Origin of the sequence: Arthrobacter sp. Edens01 (genome assembly GCF_001307035.1) — a bacterium.
In the GTDB taxonomy this organism is placed as follows: Bacteria; Actinomycetota; Actinomycetes; order Actinomycetales; family Micrococcaceae; genus Arthrobacter_B.
In genome coordinates, this window is record NZ_LKIU01000005.1 from 339959 (window position 1) to 353376 (window position 13418).

A 13418-nucleotide genomic window follows, 5' to 3' on the forward strand; every position below is an offset into this window, starting at 1 on the left:
GGAACGAAGAGGCAATGGTGACCAACCCGAATCTTGTGAACGCCACGGCAGGCCAGCGGCTGGCAGCCCGTGCGGTGGACAGCGTGCCACTGGTGGTTCTCGCGCTGGTCGCAGTGCTGGTTCCGGGCCGGCTGGCCGTTGGGCTGTGCGCTGCCGGCGCTGCGGCATACCTGGCCTGGACCTGGCTGTGGGAAGCAGGCAGCGGGCAGACTCCAGGTAACCGGGTCCTGGGGCTTCGGACCGTAAATGAAGACGGCCTGGCTCCGGGCTTTGCTGCCGTCCTGGTACGGAACCTGCTCCTTGCCGTCTCAGCCCTCACAGTGGTGGGCCCCTGGATCATGACGGTCTCCAACCTCTGGGACCATCCCACCCGCCGCCAGGGCTGGCATGACAAGGCCGCCCGTACACTCGTGGTCGACATCCGGGCCGGCCGCGATCCGCTTCTGACCGGCGGACGCTGGGCCGGTGCAGCAGCCCCGGCACCGGTCCCGGCCGCCGTACCAGCCCCGACCGCAGCGCCGGCCACCGGCTGGGTGCCTGGACCTTCGACGCCGGCGCCTGCCGCACCGGCTGGGCCAGCAGCTCCCATCAGCAGTGTGCCCGGAGTAGGCGCAGCCGCAACGCAGACAGCGGTGAGCAGTGCTGCACCGGAAGAGGAAGAAGACGTTGAACTGACCCGTATCGTCTCCCGCGGGCAGGGGACCGGCTGCCGCCTGGTGTTCGACGACGGCGCCGCCGTCCGGGTCACCGGCACCGCACTGCTGGGCCGCAACCCCGCGCCTGCCATCGGCGAAAAAGTGAACCAGCTGATCGACTTCGCGGATATGGGGCGGTCCGTGTCCAAGACCCACCTGCACCTGCAGTCAGACGGTTCAACCGGGCTGTGGATCACAGACCGGGGCTCCACCAACGGCAGCTCGATCGTGGCTCCGGACGGCCGGCACGAAGCACTGGCCGCCCACAGCCCCGTGCTCGCGCCGTCGGGCAGTACCGTCTACTTTGGTGACCGCCACTTCACCGTCGGCTAGTCCCTGACGGGGCGCCGCGGCTCGGGCGCCAGCTCCACAGCGAGCTGCGCGTAGGCCTCCAGCGGGTGCGGTTCGCCTGGCACCGGTTCGGAGGCGTAGCGCACGCCGAGGGACTGGGCCGGTGCGGTGCCGATGAGCTTCGCACGGGGACCGGCTGAGGCCAGTGCGGATGAAGCAGGTCGACCGGCGAGGGCTTCCGGACCAAAGAGCGCTGCACCGGGAACAGCAGTTCCGGTGAACCGGGCCGGGCGCAGCAGATCGCGGTATCCGAGGCCGTAGGCCAGCACTGCCGTACGCGCCCGGGCACGGTGCATGGCCGCGAGGAAGGTGTCCAGCCCAGCGTCATCGAGAGGGGCCCGGGCGCCGGCCAGCAATTCGACGCTCTCCACCACACCGGAACGGGTGCGCTCCACGGTGACGACGGCGATAGATCCTGCCGCCAACCCAGGACTGCCGGGGGCGCCGGGTGCGGAACCCAGGACAACCAGACGGCTGGGCAGCGGCGCACGGCCGTAGCAGTAGTCGGAGAAGGCAGCGGCGTCCCATGTTTCGCTTACCGGTTCATACAGTCCCCAGCCCACGGGCGAAGTTCCGGTGACAGCTTCAAAGACGCGTTCGGTGAACGTTCCGGCCCGGGTGGACAGCGACGCCGGGTGCAGCACACCGGCGCGGACGTGGAAGTACGCGCTGGGGCTCCGTTCCGCGGCGAGGAAATCGTCCGCCACAGTTCCGGCGGGCTGCAGGGTGCCGCCGTCCCAGGTCTGGGCCTGGCCGGTCACGGCGTCGAAGAACCCGCCGTCGGAGCCGGTTGCCATCCAGGACGCACTGTCGCCGTCGAAGAGGGCGGACAGCGGAAGCGTGAGGGAGGAAGCGGAAGGAGTCAGCAGAACAAAGCGGCGGCCGGACTCGACCGCTCCGGCGTGGGCCCGGGCGAGCCAGGGACTCAGGGCAGCCACCGGCTGGTCACAGAAAACCATCGCGGTGGATGCAGTGAGGAAATCGTACGCAGAGTCGTGCATCAGGACCGCACCCCGTCAGGCATGAGGACCACGCCGCCGGTCAGCCGCGCCAACGCGTGGCTGAGCGCGTCAGCCAGCCTGCCGCCGTCGGGCACCCCGCCGGTGGCATAGACCTCGAGCCACCACAGCGGTGCATCGGATCCGGTTCCCTCGGCAGTGAAGAACTCCGGAATAGAGGATCCGGCCGGTGCGCTGACCTCTGCGCCGGGGTGCAGCCGCAGGATCTCGCCCGGCAGCTGAATGAGGCGGGGGAGTTCCACGGCCAGCGGGACGCTGTCCCCGTCCAGAATTTCAAGGACCTCCCCGGCAGCGGCCTCCCGCATGCTCTTCTCCGGCATGGTTTCGGCCAGGGCCTGGACCACGGTGCGGCGGTCCGGTTCGCCGGTGCTGACCACCACCCAACGCGCGCTCACTGGCCACCCACGGGTGCCACAGCGCTGGCCGGATCATTGAGGAACAGCTGGAGCATCTGCACCGGACGTCCGGGCTGGATCAGCTGGGCCCGGCCGGGCGGCAGCGTGCGGGCGCGGACACCGTTGATGAGGCCGCCCTCGGTCCGGTCGCCGGAGAGGATCAGGGCGGCGCTGCCGGAGTCCCGCAGCGCGGTGAAGAAGGATTCGTACATGCCGCGGCTGGCGCCCCGCACCCGGCGGGACAGCACTGCGTGCAGCCCGATCTCCGGTGCAAGGGGCAGATACGGGGTCAGCCGCGCGAGCGGTGAGGAACCGCCCGCAGTCAGCACATCGTAGTCGTCGATCACCAGGACCACGCGCGGGGCTGCCGCGACCTCCTCGGGGGAGGCCCCCACCCGCTTCTCCAGCTCGGAGGCGACGGCGGCGGCCAGCTTCTCGGCCAGTGCCGCGCTGGTCGCGTAGCCGCCCAGATAGTCTTCCTGGACCTCGCCGGCCAGGGCACGGCGGGGGTCGAAGACGGCAAAAACGATGTTCTCGGCGGTGTGCTGGGCGGCGAGGGTGCGAACCACGCTTCGAAGCACATTGGACTTGCCTGAGGCGTCATCGCCCATGACCACCAGGTGGTGCTCGCGGCCCTGGAGATCCAGGTTCTCGGTGCCCAGATCGGTTTCCCGCAGTCCCAGCGGCACCAGGCCCGGAACGGACGGTACCGCTGCGGGATCCGCAGGAGCGACGGCAGGAAGCACCCGGACCGCCATCGCCCGGCCGTCGGTGGAGGCGGCTACGGCTGCCACCAGATCCCGTGTGCCCTGGATTGCGGAGCCCTCATCCGGGTCGCCGTCGATCCGCGGCAGGGCGATGTGGCCCTGCAGTTTGCGGTCGGTCAGTGCCCGGCCCGGTGTACCGGGACTCAGGGCCTCGGCTAGCTTGCGGCCGTGCGCGGATTCGCCGGGATCGGCCAGGCGCAGCTCGATCCGGTTCCCAAAGAAGCTCTGCTGCGCAATCCGGATTTCATTCATGCGCGAGCAGGTGACCACCACGTGGATGCCGTAGCCGCCGCCGCGGGAGATCAAGGCGTGGACGGACTTTTCGATGTCCTCGAACTCGTCGGAGAGCTGCCCGTATCCGTCGACCAGCAGCACAATGTCCGCGCTGGGAAGCTCGGGAATCCGGCCCTGGGCGTGCAGGGTGCGCAGTGTTCCGAGCGAATCGATCTGGTGCTTCTCAAAGATCCGTTCGCGCTGGGTGAGCATGCCCAGTACCTCGTCCACGGTCCGTCGGACAACTTCCCGGTTGGTGCGCACGGCCACCCCTCCCACGTGGGGGAGTCCTTCCAGCGGGAGCAGCGAGCTGCCGAGCAGGTCCACGGCGTAGATACCGGCTTCGGACGGCGTGTGGGTCAGGGCGAGCGATGCCGCGATGGTGCGCAGCGCGGTGCTCTTGCCGGTCGAGGGCCCGCCCACAATGGCGGCGTTCCCGCCGTTGGCAGCCAGGTCCAGGTTCCAGATGCCCTGCCACTGCTTCGCCGGGTCATCCAGCAGGCCAATGGGAATGGAGAGGTTCCCGCCGGCGTTCAGCCGCAGGCCCTGGCTGGTGGTGAGCACTCCGCCGGCCGCGGTGTCCAGGGCAAGGCCACGGGGCAGCGGCGGCAGCCAGATCGGGTCCACGGCGCGCGGGAAGCGGGCCAGGGTGTCCATGAGCGTGGACAGCACGGTGGGTCCGGTGGTGCGTTTGGATGACGACGTCGAGGCCGGCGCCGGAGCGCCGCCGTCCCGGGAGGACTCCAGCGACGCCGCGTAGCGGGGAACTTCAAGGACCGGCGGCTGTTCGTCCACGTCCTGCTCTGCGGGGGCCGCTGCATCTTCCAGCGGACCGGAGACGTACCCGGCCTTGAACCGGGTGTAGGTGGTGGTATCCACCTTCAGGTATCCGAAGCCCGGCACGGGCGGAAGGTGGAAGGCGTCCGGAGTGTCCAGGACGGTCCTTGATTCGGATTCGGAAAGGGTCCGCAGGCCGATCCGGTAGGAGAGGTAGGTGTCCAGGCCGCGCAGCTTGCCGCCTTCGATCCGCTGGCTGGAGAGCAGCAGGTGCACGCCGATGGACCGCCCGATGCGGCCAATGGAAAGGAAGAGTTCGATGAAGTCCGGGCGTGCGGTGAGCAGCTCGCCGAACTCGTCGATGATGACCACCAGGTGCGGCAGCGGCGGGAGCTCTTCGCCCTGGCCCTGCCGGTGTTTGCGGTGCAGCTGGTAGTCGGTGATGTTGGCCAGGTTGCCGGCGTCCTTGAGGACTTCCTGGCGGCGCTGGATTTCGCCGGACAGGCTGGCGTAGACGCGTTCGATGAGGCTGACATCGTCGGAAAGGTTGGTGATGACGCCGGTGACCTGCGGCGCGTCGGCGAACGGCGCGAACGTGGCGCCGCCCTTGTAGTCCACCAGGACCATGGCCAGCAGTTCCGGTGGATGTGTGGCCAGCAGGCCGACCACCAGGGAGCGCAGCATTTCGGACTTGCCGGAGCCGGTGGCACCGACGCAGAGGCCGTGCGGACCGTGGCCAAACTGGGCAGATTCCTTCAGGTCCAGCAGCGCGGGACGGCCGCGGTCGTCAGCCCCGAGCGGTACCCGGAGGAAGTCCACCTCGCTGCGCGGCTGCCAGAGCCTGCGGATGTCTGCTTCATCCAGCTGGGGGGAGAGGCCAAGCATGTCCAGGAATCCTTCGGAGCTGCCGGTGCTCTCGTGTTCCAGGGAATCGGGGGAGAGCCGCAGCGGAGCCAGGGTCCGGGCGAGTGACTCGGCCAGCGCCACGGGAAGTGAATCCAGTGTGCCGGTATCCAGGCGCGGCTGGACCGGATCTTCGCGGTAGTTCTCCAGCAGGAACCCGGAGTCGGTTTCAGAGATGCGGACAGCTACTTCCCCCGGCTCCTGTCCTCTGTCTCCAGCAAGGTGGAGGGTGGTGATGCCCAGCTGGCCCGGAGCGGCCTGCCGGTCCGGTAAGGGCAGCTCGGACGGCAGCGTCCCGTAGCTGTCCGAAACCACCAGCAGGCGCGGGAGTGCTGAGCCGATTCCGCCGCGCAGGAAGTTCTTTCGGGCCTCAGCGGCCATGTTGGAGCGGCGGGAGAGATCGTCCTGGACCAGGTCGGCCAGCGTGTCCATGCTGGGCGCAATCCGCCGGACGGGACCGGTGCGGTGGGTTTTGTCCTGGTCCGCCAGGTGCGGGAGCCAGGTGGCCCACTCCCAGTCTGCGCGGGTCTGTTCGGGGGAGACCACCGCCAGGTGCAGGTCTTCGGGTGAGGAGAACGCCGCGGACTGGAGCAGCAGCAGGCGCGAGACCTGGAGCACGAATTCCCGGGAGCCGACCACGCTGACCGTTCCGGCGCCGTCCAGCGGAACGGTGACCGGCAGGTCGGGGCTCGCCTCGTAGCGCCGCTTGAGGATCTGCAGCTCGGCGGTCATGAAGGTATCATCGCGGGCCAGTGCCGACCCCGAATCCATGATCGTGATTTCCCGGTTGCTCCGGGTGCCGGTGCCAATCCTGGTGCGGAGGAAGTCCTCGTTATGCCGGCGGCGTTCCCAGACCCGGCGGTGGTTGCGGACGATGTCGAAGAGCGCCTCGGGCGGCGGGTTGGCCGCACGCGCGACAGCGGCTGCCTCCTGTTCCTGGACCCGGAGCGTGGTGCGGCAGCGCTCCAGGTACTCGAGGTAGTTCTCCCGCTGTTCCCGGCGGGCGCGTCCCTGTTTCCCGCGCTGGCTGACCATCATCACGATCGAGGCGAGGATGGTCACGATCATCATGAGCGCGCCGACGGCAGCGAGCGGCGAGCCGCGGAAGAGCATCATCACGGTCATGGAGACGCCGGCGCCGAGCAGCGGCACCAGGGACATCATGTTCATCCCGCCCTTGCCGCCCTCGATCTGCGGCGGCGCGTCCAGGGTGAACGCTTCCATGCTGCGGGCCGGCGGAGTGGTGCGGGCGGGGCGGTGCAGCAGTTTCACGCTCATACCCGGGCCCTCCTCCCGGAACCGGTTTCGGCTTGCCTGGCGGCGGCGGGCTTTCCGGGCCGGCCGGGCGCGGAAGACGCAGCCGCGAGTACCCGGGCAGCCAGTTCGGCGGACTGCAGGCGCGCTGCGCGGGACAGCAGGCGGGGCTGGATTTCGACGCCGGCGGCCAGATGGGCGTCATAGTCCAGCACTGCGGTGTCTATCCCGGAACGGGCGAGCCTGCGGGCTTCGGCCACGGGCTTGAACGGGCTGCGGGAGGAACGGGTGAGCAGCACCAGCAGGGGCACCTGTGCCAGGGCCTGGTTGGTGCGCCAGAGCTCGGCGGCCTGCCCGGCATCGTCGATTCCGGCCACGCTGGCCGGAGTGACGAAAAGGGCCAGATGGGATTCGGCCAGGGCCCAGTGAACGGCGTCGGATCCGAGGCCCGCCGGGCAGTCAAAGAGGGTGACCGGGCAATACCTGGAGAGTACCCGGGAGAGATGGGTGGCGTCGTCGTCCGTGGCTTTTTGGGTTCCCGCAGCGGACCGCCGCCCGGTAACCAGCAGGTTGTCCGGCCCGGGGGAGGCCACGACGTTCCGCACCTCGGCGAGCGAACCGGGGATGGTGCGTGCCAGGCGGGCTGCCGCGGCGTCCAGGGAGGGGGCCTGCGGTGCCGCAAGGCGGAGCGCGAGCGTTCCGGCTTCAGCCAGGTCAACCGCTGCTGCGGCGTCGGTGCGCAGGGACGCGTAGGTGCGTGCCAGCAGGGCTGCGGCCGTGGTCCGTCCGGCACCGCCGCGGAAACCCGTCACCGCGATCCGCCGGCCGGTTGTCACTGGACGCTGCACACCGGCAGCGGCTTCTGCGAGGGACTGCGGGTAGTCGTCCCCGCGGAACATGTCCGCCGCCTGCAGCAGCAGCCGGCGTGCGGGTCCTTCCGCCGGGCGGGTGCGCAGCGTGCGCCGCAGTCGCTGGGGCGTGGACTCAAAGCCGTCGCCCTGGGCTGCGGCAGGCGCCCCGAAACCGTTCCCGGGAGTTATCTGTGTCATCTAGAAGCTCTCCAGCAGTTGCGCGAAGATACCGAACATTCCGGCCGCGAGCGGGACGGAGGCAAGGATCGCGAGGGTTTCCAGCCGCTTTGCCGCCAGCCGGAACCTCGCCTGGGCATGGTCGGGAAGGTTCAGGGACAATGCGATCCAGACAGCGGCCGTGAGCACCAGCACAACCACCCCGGTGGCCCAGGGCTGGTCCGTGAACCAGCGGCTGCTGCCGGCCACGAGGGCCGCCAGCCCGACGGCGGTGGCAGCGTAGAGTGCCAGCCGTTCCGGGGCCAGTGGGAAGGCCCGGGCACGCAGGAATACCGCCAGGGTGAGCACTGCGAGCAGCGGCAGCGACCAGGCCTGCTGGGCTGTATCCGTGCCGAGGGTCCACAGCGCGAGGGCTGCGGAAGCTGCGGCGGCCGCGGTGCCGGCTACCAGTCCGCCGTGCGCCGAGGCGACGGCCTCGAGGGCATCCGGGCGTCCCACCTGGCCGCCCTTGGCCCTGCGGTCATCCAGCGCCGCCAAGCCGGAAGCGGCGAGAGCCAGGCCGGGGAGCAGACCGAGCAGCAGTACGCTGGCGATCCCGGCGAGGGCTGCTGCCTGGACAGCTGTGCCGGTGAGAACCACCGAGGCGCTCCAGACCGCTGCAGTAAGAGCTGTTGCCAGTGCGCCGGTGTACATGGCCTTGGGCCGGCGGTTCGCCGCACCAAGGGCCAGGAGCGTCACCGTGGTGGACCCGGCGAGAAGCAGTCCGGCGCGCGCGTAGTCGCCGTCGGTCCCGCCGAGGAATCCGGCTGCATGAAGGGCGGAGCCCAGTCCGGCCAGCCAGGCGGCCCCAATGGCGGCGGGCCCTGCGGGAGAGGAGGGGCTGCGGCGGCAGACCAGGATGCCTGCGGCCGCGGCCAGCACTGAGATCGCGGCGAGCAGCCACCAGGCTGCCTCCGGAGCGACCGCCGCGATGATCAGTTCGGCACCTGCCCAGAGACCGGCTGCTGCAAAGATACCGGCGGTGGCGTTTTTCCAGGTCCTGGTCCATCGGCCGCGAACTGCCTCGGTTTCGGCGACGACCAGGTCGGTGACGTCGTAGACGACCGGAGCGGGCGGGGCCTCGGAAGCATTGCAGAGCTGAAGTGCGGTGCCATCGAGCACCTCGGCCTGGGCAAGGGTGTCCGTGGGAGTGAGCTCGGAGCCGTCCGGGGTGACGAGGACCTTGGCGGCCACGTCCGCGGCGGGTTCATCGCCCAGGAGATCCAGCACCTGCGGCATGAGCGCCGCCACCGGCTGGTCCGAGGGCAGCAGCAGATCCAGATGACGCTGCCGGCCCACCAGCGTTACCCGTGTGTAGGCATGCGCCATGGCTGCCAGGCTCCTGTCTCGTGGCTCAGGTGATCGATGATTGTGTGTTCGGTGACGCTTGTGTGTTTGGTGACCGGACTGCCGCCGGCGGCACCTGCTGCGCTCCCGCCGTCGATCAGGGGACCTGCTGCGGTGCTTTGCTGCTGCTGCTGCTGCTGTTGCTGCTTGGCCCGGTTCTGCTCGAGCAGGTTCGTGACGAACGAGTAGCCGACGCAGACAGCTGCGATTAGGGCCGCCACGGCAACGCTGAACAGGAACAGCTTCACGGTGTCCGCCCAGCGGCGTTCGTTGGGGTTTCCCCCGTAGAGCAGGGCTGTGAGCAGCCGGTTTCGGCGGACAGCAACGGACTCAATGAGCTGGTTGTCGTAGTCGCTTGCCATGATGCATGTTCCCCCAATCACAAGTACGCTACATATCCTTACATGCCCCGGCCCTATTCCCGGCGGCGCCGGGCGGTTATCCACATGGGTAGTTCTCCCCATTGCGGGGCTCAGGAAGTGCGGCTTGTATAAGGGGGTACCGCGCGGAAGCCGGGCCGCTTTGGGCGGTCGCAGGACGGCAGCGGGGGGAATGACCGGACGATTGGCACGCAGGTGCCGGAGGTGGTAGACGAATGAAATTCGATATGGGGTCCTCGACCCTCGGCACACTGACGCAGCAGACGGGACACTCCAATGAGGACCTGGGCCAGCTGGTCCGCAACCTCATGGACGCCGTGACCCCGCTCCAGGGCAAGTTCAACGGCCAGGGCCGGGTCCGCTTCGATGAGTTCAAGGCCCGCACCGATGAGATTGCCAACGAGCTCAACAGCTCGCTGTCGGCGATCCTGATGGGCCAGTCGGAAATGGACCGTTCCTTCCAGATGGGCGACCAGGAGTCAGCGGACAACGCAGCCCAGCAGCAGGGCGCGGCCAGCTTTGATGCCGCACGCTTCGGCTCCTCACGCTAACTCCCGCCCTTTTACACAGTCTTAGAGAAGGAATTGCCATGTCCCAGGACCGTTTGAGCTATGACACCGATACTTCCGCTGCCGTACAGGGAGACATCCAGGCCATTGTTGCCCGCCTTGAGTCCCTGATCGGCGAACGCGAGAAAGCCGTGAACGCGGCCATGTCCGATTTCCAGGCCGACGGCGTCTCCGAGGAGTACCAGGCGGTGGAGAACCGCTTCCGCAACGCCGCCAACGAGACCCGCAACATCATTGCCCTGGTCAAGCAGACGCTGAACCTCAACGACCAGACCGCGTCCAGCGCCGGCTCCCGCGCCAGGAGCGCTGTCCAGAACATTGGCTAGCCGGTGAGCTACAACGTCAACCCCGGCGCCGTATCGGGAGTCCTCCAGCAGGTAGCACCCCTGCTGGAGGAATACGGTGCCGAATTCGCTGCCGTGGGGGAGAAGATCAGTGAGCTGGCCACGGCCTGCATGGCTGAGCCGGTGGCCGCTGAACTGGGAGCCCTCACAGAGAAGCTGATCAACCCGGCCTTCACGAACATTGCCGGACGCTCCTCGAACGCCGTGAACGCGGTCAACAACGTGTTGGCCATCCTGCTCGAATCCGACGCGCAGATGGCCGCCGATGCCCGCGAAGCGTCCATGCGTGCCGCACAGTCTGCGGCGGACGCTCCGCCGCCGGCGCCGGAACCTGCAGCCCACTACGGGCCTGGACCGCAGGCCGTCTAGGCCAGCCGCAGGCCCAGCAGCACTCGTATCCAGTTCAAACCGGGGGAAACCATTGAGCATCGACATCGCAGCGTTCGAGGCTGTGCTGCCGGATCCGGAAGTGATCCGCGCAGCGGCCGCGGCTCTGGTGAGCGCCGTCGGCGACGTCGTGGACACCGCTGAGGAATCCGCTACTGCCTGGGGACATCTGCAGTCACCGGATGTTTATGACATTGCCGGTTCCGAAGTAGTGTTCAACGCCTTCCGCCCGGTTACGTCCTCCGCCGCAGATCTCGATTCGGACGTTGGCACCGTCGATACAGCTGTCCTTGCCTACGCGGACACCGTGGATGCCCTAAAGCTGCGGCTGGACGCGGTTAAAGCCGACGCTGCCAACTTCTTTTCCCGTACCCGTGGCCGGAGCCAGGACGACTGGGATGACGACGAAGGCCTGATCCAGGCCGAGCAGAACATCATCGGCGATCTCAACCGCCTGTATTCGGATCTGCAGGAAGCCCAGCGCGTCTGCGCCAACGCGATCAGCGCGATCTACGGCGGCCCGAAGTATGTGCTGACCACCGAAGAAGGCGCCGGGACCGGTGAAGTGGAGTTCGGCTTTAGCGGGGAACAGCTCGACGCCGCAGCGGTGGGGGGCAACGTTCCGTGGGGACAGCCCACCGAATGGGACAAACCCTGGTACCGGGACGCCTGGGACGGCGTTGCCTCCTTTGGCAAGGGTGTTTGGAGCGGCGTAACCGGCACAGTCACGGGGCTCGGCAACATGGTTGGGCTCGGCGGTGCGGAGGCCTTCGAACAGACCTGGAAGGGCCTGGGTAACCTCGCGGTCAACCTGGCCATCATGACCAGCCCTGTTGTCCAGATTGCCCTGCACGCCAGTGGCAACAGTGACCGTGTTCAGCAGGCGGGGGATGAACTGCTGGCTGTTGGCAAGGCTGCCATCCACTGGGATGAGTGGCAGACCGATCCTGCATACGCTGCCGGTGCGACGTCGTTCGACCTGGCGTCGATCCTGCTGACGGCTGGTGCCGGTGCAACGGCGAAGGTCGGTTCCGTGGCGGGGAAGATCGGCGATGTAGCCAATGCCTCGGGCAAGGTCTCGGCCGTGGTGAATGCCACCGGTATCGGCAAGGTGGCCGGGGTGACGGTGAAGGTCACCGACGCCGCGCAGGCGTTCAAGATCAATGCCATCACCACGGTGGTGGATACCTCCCGGGTGACCGTCGGCAAGGTCGGAGATGCGTGGCAGGCGGCGGATCAGTTCGTGATCGATTCGAGCAAGTCAGCGCTGGACTCAGGCCGGGCGGCACTGAACTCAGCCCTGAACAAGGTGGATACCGTGCTGGCCAACGCCGGCCACGGCCGGTTCGGGACTCCGGCGCTGGCCGGTGCCGGCGGGGCGGGCCCCCGCGTCGTGGCCTTCACACCCGACACTCCACCGGCCCGCACCGGTGCCGGTTCGGGTGCCGGTTCCACGGTCCCGCATTCGACGACGACGCCGGATGCCCCGGTGCGCACGAACGCGCCGGAGTCCTCCGGTACTAGCCGGTCATCCGCACCGGATGCCCCGGTGCGCGGCAACGGTACTGGTGGTGCTGAGCCGTCGTCGGGTAAGCCCGGGCATGCAGTGCCGGAGGACCACACGCCGTCGGGCAGGACCACGGAAACGTCTGCTCCAGCGGCTCACGTGGACGTCGACGACGCCCGCCCGGGTGCGAAGGGCGATGCCGACGATGTGCGGCCTGGTGCTGCAGCGGTTGACGACGCTGCCAGCGGCCCGCGGAACGGTGACGCAGATTCGTCCGCGTCAGCTGAGGGGCCGGATGCCATGGATGCACCTGCGCCCAAACCCGTTGTGCACTACGACGCTGAAGGCCGGGTCGAGAAGGTGGACCTCGGGGACCGCACGCATACTGTCTCGACCCGGAACGACCAGATTGCGCAGCTGCAGCGTTCCCTGGATCCCGCGACGTGGAAGAACACCGACGATTTCCTTGCGACCCATCTTCCGCCGTCCGAGTTCCAGGCCCTGGACGGGCTGCGCGGTTCTGACAGTAAGTTGCCGCCGCATGTGGTGGAGACACAGGTTGCTGACCTGCTGGAGAAGGCTTTCGACGGCGAGACCCGCGGACCTGTTCGCCCCGGTGCCGGCCCGCTGGAGAACGCACTGCGGGGAATCCCGACTCGCTACTACTACGACCTGACCGATGCACAGGCAATCCTGGTGCACGACGTCCGGCATCTGCTGGGCAGTGGTGACACGAGCCAGCCGTTCCAGAAGATCTTGACCGCCGAGGACGCTGCCAAAGTGATGGCTGGTACGGACACTTACCCTGGCACCATGGGAAGTTTCATCTCCCAGGCCTCGGATACAGCTGGCCTGCGAACCGTCGACGAGATCATTCTCGGACTGCGGTTGGACTACAAGTATCTCGATAGGGACGGTGTTGCCATTCAACCAGTAAACATGCCGTTCAAGGCAGGTGAAACGCAGGAAGTTTATGCCGTGCGGTTTTCTGTCGACGCGGAAAACGGGGGAAAGATAGTCATCCCCGATGGTTCCAACCACGCCAGGGTTGAGGAGCTGCGCCGGGACCGTACTGGAGAAGCCGAACGGGCAGCGGCTGGGAGTTCCACGACTCGGGACTGGGAGCTGCAGGATACGGACTGGGAACGGGAGACGGCCCTCATCCACGAGGACGGGCACCCGCGGCGTGATTCTGCTGAATGGCCGAACAACGGGTGGGGCACACCCACCAGCCGGGTGGAACACACTCCCCTTATCCCGGAACTGAAGGTAGATGGTGGCGTCCCAATGCAGAACGGTGCTGAAATGTGGAGGATCGATAGACAGGGCAACGAAGTGCTTGTAGGCGTTTTCGATGACATGCGTGGTTGGATTAGCCTGTAG

Annotated in this window: 11 protein-coding genes; 5 read left to right on the forward strand and 6 right to left on the reverse strand. The window is 67.8% G+C overall.

Going from position 1 to position 13418, the window contains the following annotated elements; translation table 11 throughout:
* The first annotated feature begins 14 nt into the window (after positions 1-14).
* A complete protein-coding gene (locus AO716_RS07685; protein ID WP_055240346.1) occupies positions 15-1028 on the forward strand; it encodes an RDD family protein in 1014 nt (337 codons plus the stop codon).
* Here the strand turns inward: AO716_RS07685 and AO716_RS07690 are convergent.
* The 6 genes from AO716_RS07690 to AO716_RS07715 are packed head-to-tail and all read right to left on the reverse strand — an operon-like array spanning position 1025 to position 9210.
* Positions 1025-2047 carry a DUF6177 family protein gene (locus AO716_RS07690; protein WP_055240347.1) on the reverse strand — a complete coding sequence of 341 codons (1023 nt, stop codon included), beginning with the start codon at positions 2045-2047 and terminating at the stop codon, positions 1025-1027. The genes AO716_RS07685 and AO716_RS07690 overlap by 4 nt on opposite strands.
* Positions 2047-2460 carry a hypothetical protein gene (locus tag AO716_RS07695; protein WP_152969906.1) on the reverse strand — a complete coding sequence of 138 codons (414 nt, stop codon included), beginning with the start codon at positions 2458-2460 and terminating at the stop codon, positions 2047-2049. The genes AO716_RS07690 and AO716_RS07695 overlap by 1 nt, the downstream gene beginning before the upstream one ends.
* On the reverse strand, positions 2457-6458 hold the full coding sequence (gene eccCa, locus AO716_RS07700; RefSeq protein ID WP_055240349.1) for a type VII secretion protein EccCa: 4002 nt from the start codon (positions 6456-6458) through the stop codon (positions 2457-2459). The genes AO716_RS07695 and eccCa overlap by 4 nt, the downstream gene beginning before the upstream one ends.
* A complete protein-coding gene (locus tag AO716_RS07705; protein ID WP_055240350.1) occupies positions 6455-7483 on the reverse strand; it encodes a MinD/ParA family protein in 1029 nt (342 codons plus the stop codon). The genes eccCa and AO716_RS07705 overlap by 4 nt, the downstream gene beginning before the upstream one ends.
* Positions 7484-8830 (reverse strand): type VII secretion integral membrane protein EccD, encoded by a 1347-nt coding sequence (gene eccD / locus AO716_RS07710; RefSeq protein ID WP_055240351.1) that lies wholly within the window; start codon positions 8828-8830, stop codon positions 7484-7486. It lies immediately after the preceding gene.
* A complete protein-coding gene (locus tag AO716_RS07715) occupies positions 8806-9210 on the reverse strand; it encodes a hypothetical protein (protein WP_055240352.1) in 405 nt (134 codons plus the stop codon). The genes eccD and AO716_RS07715 overlap by 25 nt, the downstream gene beginning before the upstream one ends.
* 233 nt (positions 9211-9443) lie before the next feature.
* Here AO716_RS07715 and AO716_RS07720 point away from each other — a divergent pair, with 233 nt between their 5' ends.
* Genes AO716_RS07720 through AO716_RS07735 form a run of 4 tightly spaced genes read left to right on the forward strand, consistent with a single transcriptional unit; the run spans position 9444 to position 13418 of the window.
* Positions 9444-9779 (forward strand): hypothetical protein, encoded by a 336-nt coding sequence (locus AO716_RS07720; protein WP_055240353.1) that lies wholly within the window; start codon positions 9444-9446, stop codon positions 9777-9779.
* Positions 9780-9817: 38 nt separating this feature from the next.
* Positions 9818-10123: a pore-forming ESAT-6 family protein gene (locus AO716_RS07725; protein ID WP_055240354.1), complete on the forward strand. Its 306-nt coding sequence runs from the start codon at positions 9818-9820 to the stop codon at positions 10121-10123.
* 3 nt (positions 10124-10126) lie between these two features.
* Positions 10127-10510 carry a DUF6507 family protein gene (locus AO716_RS07730; protein WP_055240355.1) on the forward strand — a complete coding sequence of 128 codons (384 nt, stop codon included), beginning with the start codon at positions 10127-10129 and terminating at the stop codon, positions 10508-10510.
* Positions 10511-10562: 52 nt separating this feature from the next.
* Positions 10563-13418 carry a hypothetical protein gene (locus tag AO716_RS07735; RefSeq protein WP_055240356.1) on the forward strand — a complete coding sequence of 952 codons (2856 nt, stop codon included), beginning with the start codon at positions 10563-10565 and terminating at the stop codon, positions 13416-13418.

Coding starts and splice junctions, on each gene's coding strand:
- AO716_RS07685 (WP_055240346.1), top strand. CDS start 15: ATGGTGACCAACCCGAATCTTGTGAACGCCACGGCAGGCCAGCGGCTG.
- AO716_RS07690 (WP_055240347.1), bottom strand. CDS start 2,047: ATGCACGACTCTGCGTACGATTTCCTCACTGCATCCACCGCGATGGTT.
- eccCa (WP_055240349.1), bottom strand. CDS start 6,458: ATGAGCGTGAAACTGCTGCACCGCCCCGCCCGCACCACTCCGCCGGCC.
- AO716_RS07705 (WP_055240350.1), bottom strand. CDS start 7,483: ATGACACAGATAACTCCCGGGAACGGTTTCGGGGCGCCTGCCGCAGCC.
- eccD (WP_055240351.1), bottom strand. CDS start 8,830: ATGGCGCATGCCTACACACGGGTAACGCTGGTGGGCCGGCAGCGTCAT.
- AO716_RS07715 (WP_055240352.1), bottom strand. CDS start 9,210: ATGGCAAGCGACTACGACAACCAGCTCATTGAGTCCGTTGCTGTCCGC.
- AO716_RS07720 (WP_055240353.1), top strand. CDS start 9,444: ATGAAATTCGATATGGGGTCCTCGACCCTCGGCACACTGACGCAGCAG.
- AO716_RS07725 (WP_055240354.1), top strand. CDS start 9,818: ATGTCCCAGGACCGTTTGAGCTATGACACCGATACTTCCGCTGCCGTA.